The 17,989-nt window shown below is 73.1% G+C and carries 17 protein-coding genes; 9 read left to right on the forward strand and 8 right to left on the reverse strand.

Features of this window, described 5'->3' with window-relative positions; all coding sequences use genetic code 11:
- The first annotated feature begins 35 nt into the window (after positions 1 to 35).
- Genes ACFWJO_RS29525 through ACFWJO_RS29545 form a run of 5 tightly spaced genes read left to right on the forward strand, consistent with a single transcriptional unit; the run spans position 36 to position 7,150 of the window.
- Positions 36 to 830, forward strand: coding sequence for a TIGR03084 family metal-binding protein (locus ACFWJO_RS29525; protein ID WP_386869988.1), 795 nt, complete (start codon positions 36 to 38; stop codon positions 828 to 830).
- Entirely contained in the window at positions 827 to 2,518 is a 1,692-nt protein-coding gene (locus ACFWJO_RS29530; RefSeq protein WP_386869990.1) for an acyclic terpene utilization AtuA family protein, read from the forward strand. Before ACFWJO_RS29525 ends, ACFWJO_RS29530 begins: the two co-directional genes overlap by 4 nt.
- Complete coding sequence (locus ACFWJO_RS29535; RefSeq protein ID WP_386869992.1) at positions 2,515 to 4,113, forward strand: acyl-CoA carboxylase subunit beta; 1,599 nt, start codon at positions 2,515 to 2,517, stop codon at positions 4,111 to 4,113. The genes ACFWJO_RS29530 and ACFWJO_RS29535 overlap by 4 nt, the downstream gene beginning before the upstream one ends.
- Before the next feature lie 8 nt (positions 4,114 to 4,121).
- A complete protein-coding gene (locus ACFWJO_RS29540; protein ID WP_386869994.1) occupies positions 4,122 to 6,020 on the forward strand; it encodes an acetyl/propionyl/methylcrotonyl-CoA carboxylase subunit alpha in 1,899 nt (632 codons plus the stop codon).
- Entirely contained in the window at positions 6,017 to 7,150 is a 1,134-nt protein-coding gene (locus ACFWJO_RS29545; RefSeq protein ID WP_386869996.1) for an acyl-CoA dehydrogenase family protein, read from the forward strand. Before ACFWJO_RS29540 ends, ACFWJO_RS29545 begins: the two co-directional genes overlap by 4 nt.
- 7 nt (positions 7,151 to 7,157) lie before the next feature.
- Here ACFWJO_RS29545 and ACFWJO_RS29550 read toward each other — a convergent pair whose 3' ends face one another.
- Positions 7,158 to 8,105, reverse strand: a complete 948-nt coding sequence (locus tag ACFWJO_RS29550) for a ScbA/BarX family gamma-butyrolactone biosynthesis protein (protein WP_386869998.1) — start codon at positions 8,103 to 8,105, stop codon at positions 7,158 to 7,160.
- Between the two features lie 106 nt (positions 8,106 to 8,211).
- Here ACFWJO_RS29550 and ACFWJO_RS29555 point away from each other — a divergent pair, with 106 nt between their 5' ends.
- From ACFWJO_RS29555 to ACFWJO_RS29570, 4 genes are all read left to right on the forward strand, one after another.
- Positions 8,212 to 8,838: a ScbR family autoregulator-binding transcription factor gene (locus tag ACFWJO_RS29555; RefSeq protein ID WP_386870000.1), complete on the forward strand. Its 627-nt coding sequence runs from the start codon at positions 8,212 to 8,214 to the stop codon at positions 8,836 to 8,838.
- The gene (locus tag ACFWJO_RS29560) at positions 8,835 to 9,794 is read left to right on the forward strand and encodes an NAD-dependent epimerase/dehydratase family protein (RefSeq protein WP_386870002.1); all 960 of its coding nucleotides are present in this window, start codon (positions 8,835 to 8,837) and stop codon (positions 9,792 to 9,794) included. The genes ACFWJO_RS29555 and ACFWJO_RS29560 overlap by 4 nt, the downstream gene beginning before the upstream one ends.
- Before the next feature lie 218 nt (positions 9,795 to 10,012).
- A complete protein-coding gene (locus tag ACFWJO_RS29565) occupies positions 10,013 to 10,582 on the forward strand; it encodes a TetR family transcriptional regulator (RefSeq protein WP_386870004.1) in 570 nt (189 codons plus the stop codon).
- A 331-nt stretch (positions 10,583 to 10,913) separates the two neighbouring features.
- Positions 10,914 to 12,101: an IS701 family transposase gene (locus ACFWJO_RS29570; protein ID WP_386870006.1), complete on the forward strand. Its 1,188-nt coding sequence runs from the start codon at positions 10,914 to 10,916 to the stop codon at positions 12,099 to 12,101.
- A 142-nt stretch (positions 12,102 to 12,243) separates the two neighbouring features.
- Here ACFWJO_RS29570 and ACFWJO_RS29575 read toward each other — a convergent pair whose 3' ends face one another.
- The 7 genes from ACFWJO_RS29575 to ACFWJO_RS29605 all read right to left on the reverse strand — a co-directional run bounded on the left by ACFWJO_RS29575 (position 12,244) and on the right by ACFWJO_RS29605 (position 17,703).
- Positions 12,244 to 12,513 (reverse strand): DUF6253 family protein, encoded by a 270-nt coding sequence (locus ACFWJO_RS29575; RefSeq protein ID WP_386870008.1) that lies wholly within the window; start codon positions 12,511 to 12,513, stop codon positions 12,244 to 12,246.
- Positions 12,510 to 13,328 carry a maleate cis-trans isomerase gene (locus ACFWJO_RS29580; RefSeq protein ID WP_386870010.1) on the reverse strand — a complete coding sequence of 273 codons (819 nt, stop codon included), beginning with the start codon at positions 13,326 to 13,328 and terminating at the stop codon, positions 12,510 to 12,512. Before ACFWJO_RS29580 ends, ACFWJO_RS29575 begins: the two co-directional genes overlap by 4 nt.
- Before the next feature lie 11 nt (positions 13,329 to 13,339).
- Positions 13,340 to 14,017, reverse strand: coding sequence for a transglutaminase family protein (locus tag ACFWJO_RS29585; RefSeq protein ID WP_386870012.1), 678 nt, complete (start codon positions 14,015 to 14,017; stop codon positions 13,340 to 13,342).
- A 146-nt stretch (positions 14,018 to 14,163) separates the two neighbouring features.
- Positions 14,164 to 15,297: an acyl-CoA dehydrogenase family protein gene (locus ACFWJO_RS29590; protein ID WP_386870014.1), complete on the reverse strand. Its 1,134-nt coding sequence runs from the start codon at positions 15,295 to 15,297 to the stop codon at positions 14,164 to 14,166.
- Between the two features lie 94 nt (positions 15,298 to 15,391).
- Positions 15,392 to 15,766 carry an ectoine synthase gene (locus ACFWJO_RS29595; protein ID WP_384418390.1) on the reverse strand — a complete coding sequence of 125 codons (375 nt, stop codon included), beginning with the start codon at positions 15,764 to 15,766 and terminating at the stop codon, positions 15,392 to 15,394.
- Between the two features lie 153 nt (positions 15,767 to 15,919).
- Entirely contained in the window at positions 15,920 to 16,186 is a 267-nt protein-coding gene (locus ACFWJO_RS29600) for an acyl carrier protein (RefSeq protein ID WP_386870016.1), read from the reverse strand.
- Positions 16,183 to 17,703 carry an AMP-binding protein gene (locus tag ACFWJO_RS29605; protein WP_386870018.1) on the reverse strand — a complete coding sequence of 507 codons (1,521 nt, stop codon included), beginning with the start codon at positions 17,701 to 17,703 and terminating at the stop codon, positions 16,183 to 16,185. The genes ACFWJO_RS29600 and ACFWJO_RS29605 overlap by 4 nt, the downstream gene beginning before the upstream one ends.
- Between the last annotated feature and the right edge of the window lie 286 nt (positions 17,704 to 17,989).

Raw genomic sequence — 17,989 nt, forward strand, 5'->3', positions numbered from 1 at the left:
GTCCGTGACCCGCCCGTCCCCGAGGGGAGCGCACCGTGTCCGACCCCGCCGAAGTCCTCGGCGACCTGCGTGCCGAGAGCGAGGAAGTCGACGCTCTCGTGAGGGAGTTGACCGACGCGCAGTGGGCGCTGCCCACGCCCGCGCCGCGCTGGACGGTCGCCCACCAGATCGCGCACCTCGCCTGGACCGACGCCGCCGCGCTGCTCGCGGCCACCGACCCCGAGGCCTTCGCCGTGGAGACGGAGAAGGCGCTCGCCGCGCCCGACCGCTTCGTCGACGACGGGGCCGAGGAGGGCGCGGCCCTGCCGCCCGCCGAGCTGCTCGCCCGGTGGCGCGCGGGCCGGGAGCGACTGCACCAGGTGCTGCGCGAGGCCCCGCCGGGGACGCGGTTTCCCTGGTACGGGCCCGCCATGAGCGCCGTGTCGCTGGCCACCGCGCGTCTGATGGAGACCTGGGCCCACGGCCAGGACGTGGCCGACGCGCTCGGCGTCGTACGGAGACCGACGGCGCGGCTGCGGCACGTGGCCTGGATCGGGCTGCGGGCCCGGGACTACGCGTACCTCGTGCGCGGTCTCACCCCGCCCGCCGAGCCGTTCCGCGTCGAGCTGACCGGGCCCGGCGGCGAGGAGTGGGCGTACGGCCCCGACGACGCGCCCCAGGTGATCACCGGACCGGCGCTCGACTTCTGTCTGCTCGTCACCCAGCGGGTGCACCGCGCCGACACGGCGCTCGTCGCCCGCGGCGCCGACGCCGAGCACTGGCTCACCGTCGCCCAGGCCTTCGCGGGCCCGGCGGGCGAGGGCCGGGCACCCAGGGAGGACGGCGCGTGATCCTGCGGATCGGCAACGCCTCCGGCTTCTACGGCGACCGCTTCGACGCGGTCCGCGAGATGCTGACCGGCGGCGGACTCGACGTCCTCACCGGGGACTACCTCGCCGAGCTGACCATGCTCATCCTCGGCCGAGACCTGCTCAAGGACCCCGCCGCCGGATACGCCAGGACCTTCCTGCGGCAGATGGAGGAAGGACTCGGCCTCGCCCACGACCGCGGCGTGCGGATCGTCACCAACGCCGGCGGCCTGAACCCCGCCGGTCTCGCCGACGCCCTGCGCGACCTCGCCGGGAGGCTCGGCGTGCCCGCCCGCATCGCCCACGTCGAGGGCGACCGGCTGCCCGCCGGGCCCGGCATCCTCGCGGCCAACGCCTACCTCGGCGGCGCCGGGATCGCCGCCTGCCTCGCGGCCGGAGCCGACGTCGTCGTCACGGGCCGGGTGACGGACGCCGCGCTCGTCACCGGGCCCGCGCAGTGGTTCTTCGGCTGGGGCCCGGAGGCGTACGACGAGCTGGCGGGCGCGGTCGTCGCCGGGCACGTCCTGGAGTGCGGCACCCAGGCCACCGGCGGCAACTACGCCTTCTTCACCGGCTACCCACCGGGCACGTTCCGCCGCCCCGGCTTCCCGCTCGCGGAGCTGCACGCGGACGGCAGCGCGGTCGTCACCAAACACCCGGGCACGGGCGGCGTCGTCGACGTCGGCACCGTCACCGCCCAGCTCCTGTACGAGACGGCCGGCGCCCGCTACGCCGGGCCCGACGTCACCGCCCGCCTCGACTCCGTACGCCTCACCCAGGAGGGCCCGGACCGGGTGCGGATCGACGGCGTGCGGGGCGAGGCGCCGCCGCCCACGCTCAAGGCGGGCCGCTGCCGGCTCGGCGGCTTCCGCAACGAGGTCGTCTTCGTGCTCACCGGCCTCGACATCGAGGCCAAGGCGCGGCTCGTGCGGGACCAGGTCACCGACGCCCTCGCCACGTCGCCGCCGGACGAGGTGCGGTGGGAGCTGGCCCGCACCGACCACGAGGACGCCGGCACCGAGGAGACCGCCAGCGCGCTGCTCCGGCTCGTCGTCCGCGACCAGGACCCGGAGAAGGTCGGCCGCGCGCTGACCGGCGCCGCGATCGAGCTCGCCCTCGCCAGCTACCCCGGCTTCCACGTCACCGCCCCGCCCGGCAAGGGCGCCCCCTACGGGGTGTTCGACACGGCGTACGTGCCGGCCGGCGAGGTCCCGCACACGGCCGTGCTGCCCGACGGGACCCGCGTCCCCGTGCCCGTACCTCCCGTGACCAGGGAACTCGCGCCCGTACCCGAACCGGAGCTGCCGGCGCCGCCGCCCGCCGGGCCGGTCCGCAGGGTGCCGCTCGGCCGGATCGCCGGGGCCCGCAGCGGCGACAAGGGCGGGGACGCCAACGTCGGCGTCTGGGTCCGCACCGACCGCGCGTGGCGCTGGCTCGTGCACGCGCTCACCGTCGAGCACTTCCGCGAACTCCTCCCGGAGACCCGCGACCTGGCGGTCACCCGGCACGTCCTGCCCGGCCTCAGGGCCCTCAACTTCACCGTGGCCGGCCTGCTCGGCGACGGCGTGGCCTCCCAGGCCCGCTTCGACCCGCAGGCCAAGGCCCTCGGCGAATGGCTCCGCTCCCGCCACACCGACGTACCGGTGGACCTCCTGGAGGAAGCCCGATGACCGTCCTCGCCTCCGCCCTCGACACCGGCGGACCCGACTACGCGGCCCACCGCGCCGCCATGCTGGACAAGCTCGCCGCGCTCGACGCCGAGCACGCCAAGGCGCTGGCCGGCGGCGGCGAGAAGTACACCGCCCGGCACCGCGGGCGCGGCAAGCTCCTCGCCCGCGAGCGGATCGAACTGCTCGTGGACCCGGACACCCCGTTCCTGGAGCTGTCGCCGCTCGCGGCCTGGGGCAGCGACCATCCCGTAGGGGCGTCCCTGGTGACCGGCATCGGGGTGGTCGAGGGCGTCGAGTGCCTGATCACCGCCAACGACCCCACCGTGCGCGGCGGCGCCTCCAACCCGTGGACGCTGAAGAAGGCGCTGCGGGCGAACGAGATCGCGTTCGCCAACCGGCTCCCGGTGATCTCGCTCGTCGAGTCCGGCGGCGCCGACCTGCCGTCCCAGAAGGAGATCTTCATTCCTGGCGGGGCGCTCTTCCGCGACCTCACCCGGCTCTCCGCCGCCGGGATCCCCACGGTCGCGGTCGTCTTCGGCAACTCGACGGCCGGCGGTGCGTACGTCCCCGGCATGTCCGACCACACCGTGATGATCAAGGAGCGGTCGAAGGTCTTCCTGGGCGGCCCGCCGCTGGTGAAGATGGCGACGGGCGAGGAGAGCGACGACGAGTCGCTCGGCGGCGCCGCGATGCACGCGCGGACCAGCGGCCTGGCCGACCACTACGCCGTCGACGAGGCCGACGCGCTGCGCCAGGCCCGCCGGATCGTCGCCCGCCTCAACCACCGCAAGGCGCACCCGGACCCGCCGTTCGCCGAGCCGCCGAAGTACGACGAGGAGGAGCTGCTCGGGATCGTGCCGGGCGACCTCAAGACGCCGTTCGACCCGCGCGAGGTGATCGCCCGGATCGTGGACGGCTCCGACTTCGACGAGTTCAAGCCGCTGTACGGGACCAGCCTGGTGACCGGCTGGGCGGAGCTGCACGGCTACCCGGTCGGCATCCTCGCCAACGCGCAGGGCGTGCTGTTCTCCGCCGAGTCGCAGAAGGCGGCGCAGTTCATCCAGCTCGCCAACCAGCGCGACATCCCGCTGCTGTTCCTCCACAACACCACCGGCTACATGGTGGGGAAGGAGTACGAGCAGGGCGGCATCATCAAGCACGGCGCGATGATGATCAACGCGGTGGCGAACTCCCGCGTGCCGCATCTCTCCGTCCTCATGGGCGCGTCGTACGGCGCCGGGCACTACGGCATGTGCGGCCGGGCCTACGACCCGCGCTTCCTCTTCGCCTGGCCCAGCGCCAAGTCCGCCGTCATGGGCCCGCAGCAGCTCGCGGGCGTGCTGTCGATCGTCGCCCGGGCGAGCGCGGCGGCGAAGGGGCAGCCGTACGACGAGGAGGCCGACGCCGGGCTGCGGGCGATGGTCGAGGCGCAGATCGAGAGCGAGTCGCTGCCCATGTTCCTGTCCGGGCGGCTGTACGACGACGGGGTCATCGACCCGCGCGACACGCGCACGGTCCTCGGGCTCTGCCTGTCCGCGATCCACACGGCACCGGTCGAGGGCGCGCGCGGCGGCTTCGGCGTCTTCCGAATGTGAGGCCTCTGGTGATCTCTTCAGTTCTCGTGGCGAACCGGGGCGAGATCGCCTGCCGGGTGTTCCGCACCTGCCGTGAGCTCGGCATCGCGACGGTGGCGGTGTACTCGGACGCGGACGCGGACGCCCTGCACGTGCGGGAGGCCGACGCGGCGGTACGGCTGCCGGGGGCGGCGCCCGCCGACACGTACCTGCGCGGCGACCTGGTGGTGAGGGCCGCCCTCGCGGCCGGCGCCGACGCCGTCCACCCCGGCTACGGGTTCCTCTCCGAGAACAGGGAGTTCGCGGAGGCCGTCCTGGCGGCGGGACTGGTGTGGATCGGGCCGCCGCCGGAGGCGATCGAGGCGATGGCGTCGAAGACCCGCGCCAAGGAGCTGATGGGCATCCCGCCGCTGACGGACGTCACCGAGGCGGACCTGCCGGTCCTGGTGAAGGCGGCGGCGGGCGGCGGCGGCCGCGGCATGCGCGTCGTACGCGAACTCGCAGCGCTCGAAGCCGAGTTGGCGGCCGCGTCGGCCGAGGCGCTGAGTGCCTTCGGGGACGGCGAGGTGTTCGTCGAGCCGTACGTGGAGAACGGCCGGCACGTCGAGGTGCAGGTCCTCGCCGACGCCCACGGCACGGTGTGGACGCTCGGCACCCGCGACTGCTCGCTCCAGCGCCGCCACCAGAAGGTGATCGAGGAGGCGCCGGCGCCCGGCCTGCCGGCCGCGCTCGTCGACGAGCTGTACGCGCGCTCGGCCGCCGCCGCGAAGGCCGTCGGCTACGTCGGCGCGGGCACGGTCGAGTTCCTCGTCGCGGATACCACGGCGCACTTCCTGGAGATGAACACCCGCCTCCAGGTGGAGCATCCGGTGACGGAGGAGATCCACGGCGTGGACCTGGTCGCCCTCCAGATCGCGGTCGCCGAGGGCGCGGCGCTGGACCCGGAGCCCCCGGCCGCCCGCGGCCATGCGATCGAGGCCCGCCTCTACGCGGAGGACCCGGCGGCCGGCTGGGCCCCGCAGACCGGGGTGCTGCACGCCCTGGAGTTCCCGGCGGGGCCGGGCGTGCGGGTCGACACCGGATACGCCTCCGGTGACTCCGTGCCCGTCCACTACGACGCCATGCTGGCCAAGGTCGTCGTGCGGGCGCCGACCCGGGAGGCCGCCGTGCGCAGACTGGCGCACGTCCTGGACCGGGCCCGGATCCACGGACCGGTCACCAACCGGGACCTGCTCGTCGGCTCCCTCCGCCACCCCGGCTTCCAGGACCCCGGACGGCTCGACACCGGCTTCTACGACCGGCACCTCGACGCGCTGACCCGGCCCCGGGACGGCGCGGCGCACGCGGCCGTGGCCGCCGCCCTCGCCGACGCGGCCCTGGGCGCGGGGCGGTTCGGCGGCTGGCGGAACCTGCCGTCGCAGGACCAGGCGAAGACGTACGGCGAGCACGAGGTCCGCTACCGGTACGGCCGCGGCGGGTACACCGTCACCGCACCCGACGGCGTCCGCGCCCTCTCCGTCACCCCGGACGCCGTCCGCCTCGACATCGGCGGCGTGGTCCGGGACTTCGACGTGGCCGCGTACGGAGACGGCACCGTCCACGTCGGCCCGCACCGGCTCACCGCCCGGCCCCGCTTCACCGATCCCACGGAGCAGCGGGAGCCCGGCTCGCTGCTCGCGCCCATGCCCGGCACCGTCGTCCGGGTCGCCGACGGTCTGGCCGTCGGCGACCGGGTGGCGGCCGGACAGCCGCTGCTCTGGCTGGAGGCCATGAAGATGGAGCACCGGGTCACCGCTCCCGCCGCCGGCACGCTCACCGCGCTCCACGCCGCTCCCGGCCGCCAGGTCGAGGTCGGTGCCCTGCTCGCCGTCGTCCAGCCCGAAGACCGGGCCGGCGTACCGACCGAAGCCCAGGAGGCCTCCGCATGAGCACCCTCATCGAGTCCCCGGAACACACCGCCCTGCGCGCCGCCGTCTCCGCCCTCGGCCACCGCCACGGCCCCGGCTTCGACCGGGCGTCCCTGTGGGCGGAGGCCGGCAAGCTCGGCTACCTCGGCGTGAACCTGCCCGAGGAGTACGGCGGCGGGGGCGGCGGCATGGCCGAGCTGTCCATCGTCCTGGAGGAGGCGGGCGCGGCCGGAGCGCCGCTCCTCATGATGGTGGTGTCGCCCGCGATCTGCGGCACGGTCATCGCCCGCTTCGGCACGGACGCGCAGAAGGCGGCCTGGCTGCCGGGGCTGGCCGACGGCTCCCGCACCATGGCCTTCGGCATCACCGAGCCCGACGCGGGCTCCAACTCCCACCGCATCACGACCACGGCCACCCGCACCGAGGACGGCTGGGTCCTCAACGGCCGCAAGGTCTTCGTCTCCGGCGTCGACATCGCCGACGCGACCCTGATCGTCGGCCGCACCTCCGACGCCCGCACCGGCAACCTCAAGGCGTGCCTGTTCGTCGTCCCGCGCGACACTCCGGGCTTCGGGCGGCGGCAGATCGACATGGAGCTCGCGGCGGACGAGAAGCAGTTCGAGCTCGTCCTCGACGACGTGCACCTTCCCGCCGACGCGCTGGTCGGGGACGAGGACGCGGGCCTGCTCCAGCTCTTCGCCGGCCTCAACCCCGAGCGGATCATGACGGCCGCGTTCGCGATCGGCATGGGCCGCTACGCCCTCGCCCAGGCCGTGAAGTACGCCAAGGAGCGCCAGGTCTGGAAGGCGCCGATCGGCGCCCACCAGGCCGTCGCGCACCCGCTGGCGCAGTCCCACATCGAGCTCGAACTGGCCCGCCTGATGATGCGCAAAGCCGCCGCCCTGTACGACGCGGGCGACGACCTGGCGGCGGGCGAGGCCGCGAACATGGCCAAGTACGCCGCCGCCGAGGCGTGTGTGAAGGCCGTCGACCAGTCGGTCCACACCCTCGGCGGCAACGGCCTCACCCGCGAGTTCGGCCTCGCCCGCCTGGTCACGGCGGCCCGCGTGGCCAGGATCGCCCCGGTCAGCCGCGAGATGATCCTGAACTTCGTGTCGCATCAGACGCTGGGGCTGCCCAAGTCGTACTGAGCCGGCTTCAGCCCTGCGGCGCGCCGACCAGGGTGACGATGTTGGTGAAGATCTCCGCGTCGTGCTGGTGGGCGGTGACCAGCACGCGGCGCCGTCCGGCCTCGTCGGTGGTGTAGTGGTGGGCGCGGATCTGGCAGGGCGCGTCGAGCTCGGCGTACCGGATGAAGGCGGTGTCCATGCCGACGACCACGCTGGAGCCGGGTGAGGTCACGGCCTGGGCCGCCTGCCTGCTGGCTTCGAGCAGCAGCATGCCGGGGGCGTGGTCGACGCGGTGGTCGAACAGGATGGGGTGGCCGGTGTCCACCCGCAGCAGCCACCGGTGCGGGCGGCCGGTGGGGGACAGGGTGACGTCCGCGGCGCGGGTGCGTCCCACCACGGGCGCGGGCACCGGCGGCGCGGGCGGCAGTGCGCGGGCGTTGGCCAGGTCGAGGTCGGCGTACTGTCCGCGCAGCCGCTCGTAGACGGCGCGGTCCTGGATGGCGAACCGGGTGCGGGTGTCGGCCAGCGGCCGGCCCGCCCGGTGCGCCACGGCGGTTAACAGCATGGAGGCGGGCCTGCCCCGGCGGTACTTGATGTCGCTGCACGTCACGTGCAGTTCGACCCGGGTGTCCCGCTCGGTCACGTGCAGCGCCTCCGGGTCGAGCTCCCAGCGGAAGTCGTGCCACAACAGCTGGTGGCCGAGGGGTATCTCGTATCCGACGTGCGAGAGCAGCGGCAGTGCCTGCCGCACCGTCTCGCTGAGCAGCAGCGGGTCGTGCAGCCCGTGCCGGGTGGTGTAGAAGTCGTGTGCTCTGGGCCAGCGGGCCCGGACGACGAAGGCGTGGTCGTCCGTTCGCCGCCAGTCGGTGAGCAGGACCTCGTCCGGGTTCGTCTTGTGGGTGTGGCCCTGGATGACGGGCGTCGGGACCCCGTTGCCCCCGTGGGTCCGGTCGTGCTCAAGGTGCAGCTGTGACATGCCAGTTCTCCCCTTACTGACTCAACTGGTGCGCCCTGACTAGTGCTTGACGGTCGCTGAATTTAACATAGTGGTGATTCTTTTTTTGTAGCTGAGAGGTGAACAGATGGCCCGGGTCATGCAGGAGCGCGCGGTGCGGACGAGGGAGGTGCTGCTGCGGGCGGCGGCGGAGGTCTTCGACGAGGTCGGATACCCGGGCGCGAGCATCACCAAGATCATCGACCGGGCCGGGGTGACGACCGGCGCGGTCTACTTCCACTTCCGCTCCAAGGAGGGCCTGGCCCGCGCCGTGATCCAGGAGCAGGCCGCCGACCTGGACTTCCCGCAGGGCGAGGCGGGACTGCAGCGGCTCCTCGACCTGACCCTGTACCTGGCCGAGCGGCTGCAGCACGACACCCTGCTGCGCGCCGGTGTCCGCCTGGCGGTGGAGCAGAGCGAGCCGGGGCTGCAGGAGTACTCGATCTACGAGTGGTGGGCCGACCGGTTCGCCCAGGACCTCGCGGCGGCCCAGGACCGCGGTGAACTCCTTCCGGGGGCCGACGCCACGTGTTTCGCCACCACCCTGGTGGCCGCCTTCACCGGCTCGCAGATCATGTCGCGGCTCGCCAGCGGCCGGGCCGACCTGCCCCAGCGCATCACGAACGTGTGGCGCTGCCTGCTGCCCGGGCTCGCCCCGGCCGACGTCATCGCCCGGCTCCGGTTCGCCGGCGGCGACCAGGAGGGCACACGATGACCACCGTCCTGCTGACCGGTGCCACCGGCTTCATCGGCTCGAAGGTGCTGCGCCGGCTCCTCGAGGCGAGCCGCGCGGGCCACGGCCTCGAGGTGCTGACCGCGGCACGCTCGAAGAACGTCCCGGGGGTCGCCTGCCGCCGGGCCGACCTGGCCGACCCGGCGTCCCTGCGCGGTCTCGCCCATGGCGTGGACGTCCTCGTGCACATGGCGGCCATGGTCACGGGCGACGAGGCCGCCTGCGAGGCGGTCAACCACCACGGCACCGCGGCCCTCGTGGCCGAGGCCGAGCGGGCCGGGGTGCGCCGCATCGTCCACCTGTCCACCGCGGCCGTCTACGGCGCGGGCCCGCACCGCGGCATCACCGTGAACGAGGTCGTGCCCGCTCCGGTGTCCCCCGCCAGCCGTTCCCGCCTCGCGGGGGAGACGGCGGTCCTGGCCGCGGGCGGCACGGTCCTGCGGCCCGGCCTCGTCACCGGGGCCGGCGACCGGTGGGTGGTGCCGGCGCTCGCCGACCTGCTCGACCGCGTGCCTGCCCGCTGGGACGGCGGCCGCGGGCTGCTGTCCATGGTCGACGCGAACGACCTCGCACGGCTGATCGCGGCGCTCGTCCTGGCCCCGGACCCGGTGCCCACGGGCATCCACCACGCCAGCCACCCCGCGCCCGTGCGCAACGCCGACCTGATGGCCAGGCTCTCCGAACTCGACGTCCTGCCCGCGGCGCTGGAGGACTGGTCGTGGGAGGAGTGCCTGGAGCGGTTGCGCAGCCGTCCGGGCGGGGTGAGCGAGCGCCAGTTCGCCCTGCTGGCGGGCGACCACTGGTACCGCAGCGAAGGGATCTGGATCGCGACCGGCGCCACCCCGGGCCCCGGCCCGCTGGCCCGTCTCGCGGCGGCGGCGCCCTGGTACCGCGCGCACCTCGACCGGCGTTCCGGCGCGGTCCGCGCGGCGGCGTGAGGCGGCCCGGGGCGGTGCGGGGCACCCGGCCCCGGGCAACGTGCCAAAGACGTTCCGGTAACCGCGAAGCGAAGCCCTGACCAAGAGGAACGCCGGGTACCGTGAGGGCGTTCTGACGGGAGCCGGCCATGAGGTGCGGGAGGAGCTGTGAAGCTCGTACACAGTGCCCGGGGCACCCGGCCGACCGCGCCTGCCGCCCCGGACCGGGCCGTGCCGCCGTGGTGAGGCAGGTACGGGCGCGGCTGACCAGGTCGGCCCTGATCACCGCCGCCGCGGGCGAATTCGCCCGGCTCGGCTACGCCGGCGCCACCCTGGCGCGCATCAGCACCGCCGCCGGGGTGACCTCGGGCGCGCTGACCTTCCACTTCCTGTCCAAGGAGGAGCTGGCCCGCGCCGTCGCCGGCGCGGGCGCCGAGGCGGCGCGCGCGGCGCTGGGCGAGGTGGAGCGGATCGCCGCCCCGGGCCTGGCCGCGGCCGAACGCCTCACCCAGGTCCTCCCCGTCCTCCTGGAGCAGGACGTGCACGCCCGGGCGACCGTACGCCTCATGGACGAGTGTCCCGACGAGTGCGCGCCCTGGGAGGAGGCCTGGCGCCCCGCCCTCGGCCATGCCCTGGACCGGGCCCGGGCGGGCGGCGCGGACGACGCCGTCGTGGCCGACGTCCAGCTCCTGATCTGCTACCTGCTGGCCGGCGCCCGGGCACGGATGCGGTCCGGTCTCCCGGTGGCCGCGGTCCGGGACGAACTGGGCAGCCTGTGGCGGCGACTCGCCCCGGGCCTACGGGCCTGATGCCGCGCTGAGCTCGCGCTTGAGCCTGCGCTTGAGCTCGCGCTTGAGCCCGCGCTGAGCTCGCGCTGACAGGGCCGGTCCGGGACGGATCCGGCCCTTCTCCTGTGACACCGCACCGCGGCCCGACGGCGCGCGGTCGCTTCCTCCTGTGCGGAACCGGGGCCGCCGGACGCGGAACCTGCGATTCCGTGAACGGTCAACGCGTAAGAATTCCACCGAAGTTGGCGAAGTGTCGGCCGAAAACGACTCGCCCAGAAGAAAAATAGTGCTCATTCTCTTTAATCTGAGGCACAGCCCACACGGAGCTGCCGCACCGAGGGAGGGAGAGGCTATGAGGGGTATCGCCGGATCCGGGGGAGCGGATTCCGTCGTCGAGTTCACGGACCAGCTCTTCGGACATCTGCGCAGGGTCGACCAGCGCAGATGGGCCCACGCGTATGTGCTCGGCCTGCTCAGGACGCCCGGAAAGAAGACGATGCGCCGCATCGCCGCGGCGGCGAGCGACTCGCCGACGGCGTCGCAGGCGCTGCACCAGTTCATCAACGAGAGCCCGTGGGAGTGGGCGCCGGTCTGCGACCGGTTACGGCAGTGGACCGAGGCCCGGGTGCGGCCGCGGGCCTGGACGGTCGCCCCCGTCGTCCTGCCCAAGCGGGGCGAGAAGTCCTGCGGGGTGCACCGCCGGTTCATCCCGCACACCGGACGGACCGTCAACTGCCAGATCGGCACGGCCGTGTTCCTCTCGACGGACGCGGGCGACTTCCCGGTGGGCTGGAGCCTGCTCCTGCCCGAGGCCTGGGCCCAGGGTGCCCTGCGGGAGCGGGCCCGCGTCCCCGAGGAGGCCGTGGCCCGGCCCGAGACCCATGTGCTGAGCCTGGTCGAACCGCTGGTTCGGACCTCGCGGCACGAACCGGTCCCGGTGGTCGTCGACGTCGACGGCTACCTGGACGTGCGTCCGCTGCTGCACGGCCTGATCCGCGGCCGGCGCGACTTCGTCGTCGCCGTCCCCGACGGCCTGCCGCTGGCCCCCTTCACCGCCGCCCGGCCCGTACGCGCGCAGGTGCGCGCGGCGGCCCGCATCGTCGGCGCGTCGGGGGGCGGGGCGGAGCGGGTCCGGGGCACGGTCCGCAACCAGCTGGTGCAGCTGCCGTTCGGCTCGGCCGAGCAGCGGCCCCAGCCCTTCCGGCTGTTCGCGCGGCCCGGCACCGGGCCGAGCGGTCCGGGGCGGCTGTGGCTCACCAACATGGTGGACCGGCCGCTCGGCGAACTCGTGCGCCACACGGAACGGACCGCGGCCGCCGGTGACGCCGTCCACCTGCTCGAACGCGACTTCGGGCTGAAGGACTTCGAAGGACGCTCCTTCCCCGGCTGGCACCACCACATGACGCTGGTCTCCGCGGCCTTCGCCCACAGCCGGCTCGCGGACGTCCCCGCCGACGGGAACAGCCCCCTGGGCATGCCCGCCGACTGGGCGGACGAGGGGCCTTTCCGCCGCGACCTGACCCTGCTGACGGCTTCCTGACGTGACGCCGGGCTGACGACGGCGAGACACGGCGTGACCGCGGTCCGGCGACGGCCGCAGGACGGCCTGTGGACGTGAGGGGCCCGTGACACCACCTCGGTGGGTCACGGGCCCCTCGTCCTGTCCGGGCACCACGCCGCCGTCAGCGCAGTGCCGGTGCCAGGACGGCGGCGTGCGACGCGGTGGGGGCGGCGTCGGCGGTGCCGGCGGCGTCGTCAGGCGTGGCCTCGGCACGGTTGCCGTACCGCAGGAAGTGCCGTACCCGGTCCGCGCACCGCAGCTGGCCCTTGACCAGGACCATGCCGTACACCCGGCCCTCGTCCTCGCGCCAGCACACCAGCGGGACGCGGTAGGTGTCCCCCTCGGGCGTCGCGAAGACGGCTTCGTAACCGGAGGCGTCCAGCAGGCTCACGCGTCCTCGCCCTTCGGCTCGGTGGCGAACAGGTGCCCGTAGTCGGTGATGCCGAAGGCGGTGTCGGCGGCGCCGGCCAGGTGCAGGGCGTGCCAGAGGATCACCTGGTTCGCGGTGACCACGTGGAAGCCGAGCTCCGCCTCCAGGGGCTTGATGGTGCCCACCGCCCGGATGCCGTTGCCGGCGACGAGGACGGCGTCCGGACGGTGCGCGGCGACCGTGGTGCGGATCCACGCCGACAGGTTGTCCGGCGTGATGGCCTTCTGGTCGGAGGGCAGTCCGCACGGGCCGTGGTGCACGACGTCGTAGCCGAACTCCCGGAAGTAGTCCGCTCCCTGGCCCGAGAGCTTGTCGTCGAACCACGGCGGGTTGACCACCGCGATCCGGCGGGCGCCCAGCGCGTCGAACGCGGCCCGGGCGGCCTTGGTGGTGCCCGTGATCGGCAGGTCGCGGGTGACGGGCCGCAGCCGCTCGTACAGCTCCTCCTCGCCCTTCGCCTTCAGGACGTAGCTGGAGGAGGTGAAGCCGAGGGTGAGCGCGTGCAGCGGGGACGCGGCGAGCAGCTCCACGGCCTGGTCGAGGTAGGGCGGCTCGACGAAGGAGCGCACCGGGTCGTGCGGGATCTTCTCGTCCATCTCGCCGCCCGCGCGCATCGCGGCGAAGTGGATGCGCGAGCCGTGGACGGACACGGACGCGGGGGCGACGGCCTGCAGTTCGGCCTCCGGGCCGACGTCGGCGTGCGGTACGACGACGCCGATGCGGGTCGAGGCGTCCCAGCCGTCGGTGGGCGAGGCGGTGCGGGTGCTGTCGGTCATGGTGGTTGCTCCTACCGGGTGAGGGCGGACTCGTCGGCCAGGCTGCCGCCGCTGACGGTGCCGGTGCCGTCGGCGTCGAGGAACCCGGGGTGCTTGCTGCGCATGGCGGAGATGACGAAGTCGTAGGGGACGTCGTCGAAGGAGCCGTGGTCGGTGAGGAACTCCATGGAGCCGCCGCCCTCGTCGAAGGGGTGGTAGAGGCTGTCGCTCAGGCCGTCGAACTCCAGGGCCTGCATGCCGTAGAGCTTGCAGAGCATCTTGTTGAACACCGGGGTGGCCTTGACCCACTTGCCGTTCAGGTAGACCTGGGTCAGGCCGTGGAAGAACACGTCGCCGCCGATGTGCTTGAGCAGGCGCGGCGAGGCGAGGTGGTTGCGCACGTCGCCGTAGACGAGCTTGGACGGGATGCCGAGGGCGCGCACGGAGGCCGCGTACAGGGCGGACTTGTGCAGGCAGAACCCTTCCTTGGTGGTGGCGGTGTGCGAGGCCTTGAGGCCCTCCCGGGAGAGGGGGGCGCCGTAGACCTCGTAGAAGACGTCGTCGCGCACCGCGTAGTACAGCTCGATGGCGTTGGTCGTCGGGGCCGCGGAGCGGTCCTTGACGGCGTGGTCGATGAAGGCCTGCACCGCGTCGGTCTCGTAGTCGAGGAACTCGGTGGGCCGGGTGAGTCGGTCCAGCTGGTCGGTCATTGCGGGATTCCTTGCGGTCGGAAGCTCGGTCGGAGGCCGGCGGGTCATGAACCGATGGGTCGGCGGCCGGCGGGGCGGTGACCGGCGGGTCGGAGGCCGGCGGTCAGAAGCCAGCGATCAGAGGCCGGCGGGTCGGAGGCCGGCGGTCAGAGGCCGAGGAGGGTGGCGATGCGGTTGCGCTGGATCTCGGAGGTGCCCGAGTAGATCGTTCCGGCGATCGAGTTGCGCAGGTCGCGCTCGATGCCGTGCTCGGTGAGCACGCCGCGGCCGCCGTGGATCTGCACCGCGTCCAGCGCGGTCTGCACGTTGGCCTCGGACACGATCGTCTTGGTGGCCGCCAGGTCGAGCGCGGCGTCCTGGCCGGCCTCGACCTTCGCGCCGGTGTCGGCGAGCCACTTGCGGGCCGTCTCGACCCGCATCTTCATGTCGGCGATCTTGTGGGAGACGGCCTGGTAGGAGCCGATGGGCTGCCCGAACTGGTGGCGCTTCCGGGCGAAGGCGATGGTCTCCTCAAGGCGCCGGGCCATCTCCCCGAGCGTGATCGAGAAGCCGAAGAGGACCTCGCGCTTCATGACGTGGTCCAGGACGAGGAAACCGGTGCCCTCCGGCCCGACCCGCCGGCTGACGGGGACGCGCAGCTCGTCGAAGGAGAGCGTGCCGACCGGGCTGGTGCGCAGGCCGATCTTGTCCATCGCGGGGCCCGCGGTCAGTCCGGGCGTGCCGGCCTCGACGAGCAGCGTGGTCAGACCGAACGGGCCCGGCTTGCCGGTGCGCACGTACAGCAGGAACAGGTCGGCGACGGGGGCGTTGGTGATGAACATCTTGCCGCCGTTGACCACGTAGTGGTCGCCGTCGCGGCGGGCCGTGGCGGACAGGTTCATCGCGTCCGATCCGCCGGACTCCTCCGTGATCGCGTGTGCGGTGATCGCCTCACCGGACATGATCCTCGGCAGGTACCGCTCCTTCAGCTCCTGGCTGCCGAACCGCTGCAGCGGCACGCCCACGGAGACGATCTGGGTCGAGGCGGAGAAGGACAGGCCCGCGTCGTGGGAGACGTAGCCGAGGCCCTCCAGAGCGCGCATGGTCGCCGTCAGGCCGTGGCCGGCGCCGCCGAACTCCTCGGCGAAGTGCGTGCGCAGGAGACCGGTCTGCTGCAGGACCTTCCACTTGTCGTACGGGAAGGCGCCCGCCGCGTCCAGCTCGCGGGTGTCCGCGTTGAGCTGCTCGGCCCACGGGGCGGTGAGGGAGAAGAGGTCGTCGGTCAGGGCATCGGTCGTCAAGGCGGGTCCTAGGTCGGCGGTGGTCGGGAGACGGGCCCGGACCCGGGCCGGCCCGCAACGGGGGAGGGAAGCGGACCGGCCCGGGCTGGGCGGCTCAGTACTGCGAGAACCCGTCCTCGGACAGGGTGTGCTTCTCGTCGCCGACGATCGGCGGGTTGAAGATCGACACCAGGTGCAGGTCCTCGTAGTCGGAGGCCACCAGGTAGTGCGGGTCGTGCTCGTTGAGGACGTATATGGTGCCCGGCACGATCTTGTGGCGGGTGCCGTCCTTCTCCACGACCTCGCCCGAACCACCGATGCAGTAGCAGGCCTCCAGGTGGTTGCGGTACTGCAGGGCGCTGGTGGTGCCCTGGCGCACGAGCGTGTCGCAGACGGCGAAGCCCATGCCGTCGGACTTGGTCAGCAGCCGGGTGCTGAGGCCGTTGCCCCACTCGACGGGAGCGACGTCATCGAGGCTGCGAGTGAACATTGCGGTTTCTCCTTCGGATGGTGTGGTGCTGCTGTTGGGTGTGGGTGCTGCTGTGGTGCGGGGTGCTGCTGCGTGGGGGGTGCCGCTGTGTGCGGGGCGGCTGTGGTGCGCGTGTGGCGTGGGGGGTGATGGCTGCTGCGGGGAGGGGCGGGGTCAGACCGCTCGTGCCGGGGCGTGCGACTCGACCACGGCGGTGATGGAGTCGAGCGTGCGGAAGTCGTCCGGCGTGAACTCGATGTCGTCCACGGGGATGTCGAAGGCCTGCGTGAGGTGCGAGAGCAGGCGCACCAGACCGAGGCTGTCGATGACGCCGGAGTCGATGAGGTCGTAGTCCCCGGTCAGGTCCGAGGCGTCCTCGCCGGCGAGGAACTGCCCCACCACGTAGGCGCGGATCTCGCCTGCGATGTCCGTGCTGCTCATGCGTCGATCTCCTTCATACGGTTCTGCTTGATGAGGTTCCGGTCGGGCTTGCCCGTCGAAGTACGGGGCAGCGGGGCGTCGGTGAGGTGCACCGAGGCCGGTATGGCGTGGCGGGGCAGATGCCGGCCCGAGTGGGTGCGCAGCCGCAGGCTGGTCAGCCCGGTGCCGGGTCGGCGGGTGACGTGGGCGTGCAGGCGGACGCCGGCCTGCGGGTCGGGCAGGGGCACGACGACGGCCTCGGCGACGTCGGGGTGGGACGCGAGCACGCTCTCCACCTCCTGGAGGTTCGTGCGCACTCCGCGGACCTTCACGTGCCAGTCCGCGCGGCCTTCGAGGAAGTACAGGCCGTCGGCGCCGCGGGAGACGATGTCGCCGGTGCGGTAGAAGTCGCGGCCGTCGATGCGGGTGAAGGCGGACTCGTTCAGCTCCTCGCGCAGGTAGCCGCCGGTCTGGAACGGGGTGTTCACCAGCAGTTCGCCGGTGCCCGCTCCCTGCAGCCGCTGCCCGTCGGCGTCCAGGACGAGGGCGTCGGTGCCGCGGACGGGCCGGCCGATGGGCATCGGCCCGGCCGCGGCGAGGTCGACGCGGTGGATGAAGGAGTCGTTGGTCTCCGTGCAGCCGAACACGTTGTGGAAGGCGGCGGCGGGGAACTTCGAGGCGATCGGGGCCAGCAGGTCGGCGGGCATCCGGTCGCCGGTGAAGACGGCGTGGCGTACGGCGTCGAAGGTGCCGCCGCCCGCACGGCCCGCGCCGGCCTCGTTCTCGCCGCTCGTGCCGCTGCCCGCGCTGCCCTCCAGGAGCAGCCGGTACATCATCGGCACGCCCTGGACGAAGGTCAGCCGGTGGCCGGCGGCGAGTGCCGCCAGGTGCGCGGCGTCGGTGGCCCGCTCCTTGTCGACCAGGACGACGGTCGCGCCGAGGCGCAGGAACGTCCACACGTCCAGGAGCGCGAGGTCGAAGTTGAGGGGCGCGTACGACAGCGCCGTCTCGCCCGGCGTCAGGCCGAACTCGTCGACGGCCCAGTCCGCGAAGGCGTCGAACCCGGCGGCCTCGATCGGCACGATCTTGGGGGTGCCGGTCGAGCCCGAGGTGGTCAGGAGCAGCCGCGTCCGCCGCGGATCGGGCGTCGCGAACCCGGTCGCCTCGTCCTCGTCGGCCGCCACGGGCGTCGCGTCGAGCACTCCGTCGGCGTCGACGGTCAGCAGGTGGCTGACCCGTGCCTGGCGGGCGATCCGCTCGCGGGCGGCGCTGCCCAGGTCGGGGGAGGGGGCCAGTGCGATGTGGCCCTCGTGGAACACGGCGAGCAGCAGGGCGATGGTCTGCGGCGTCTTGTGCGCCGGCACACACACGGTGCTGCCTGCCGGGAGACCGAGGCGGAGCAGTTGGCTGCGCAGGTTCTGGGTCAGGTCGTGCAGTCGGCCGTAGGTGACGGCCTGGTCGTTGAAGTGGAGCGCGATGCTGCGGGGCCGGTGGTGACCGTGGACGGCGACGGTCTCGGCCAGGCGGGGCGATGGCACGGCGGATTCCTTGCGGTCGGCTCAGCCGCGACAACTGGAGTCGCTCGGCTGTTCGAATCTTGCGGTGTCGAGCACGAAGGTATCCGGCCAGGTACATGCTTGGTCAAGCACCTACTTGGCGAAGTGGATGTGATCCACGGCATTCATTTTTGCTTGAACAAGCAAGTGTCTGGCATGTGGAATGCGCCGGGCGCACCGCACGGGAGCGCGTCCTGAGTGCGCGAAAAGGCCGCGACGCGGTGCAGCCGTCCGGAACCGGAATCTCGCCGGGTCCGGACGGCTGCAC

This window comes from Streptomyces sp. NPDC127092 (assembly GCF_042722475.1).
Classification (GTDB): domain Bacteria; phylum Actinomycetota; class Actinomycetes; order Streptomycetales; family Streptomycetaceae; genus Streptomyces.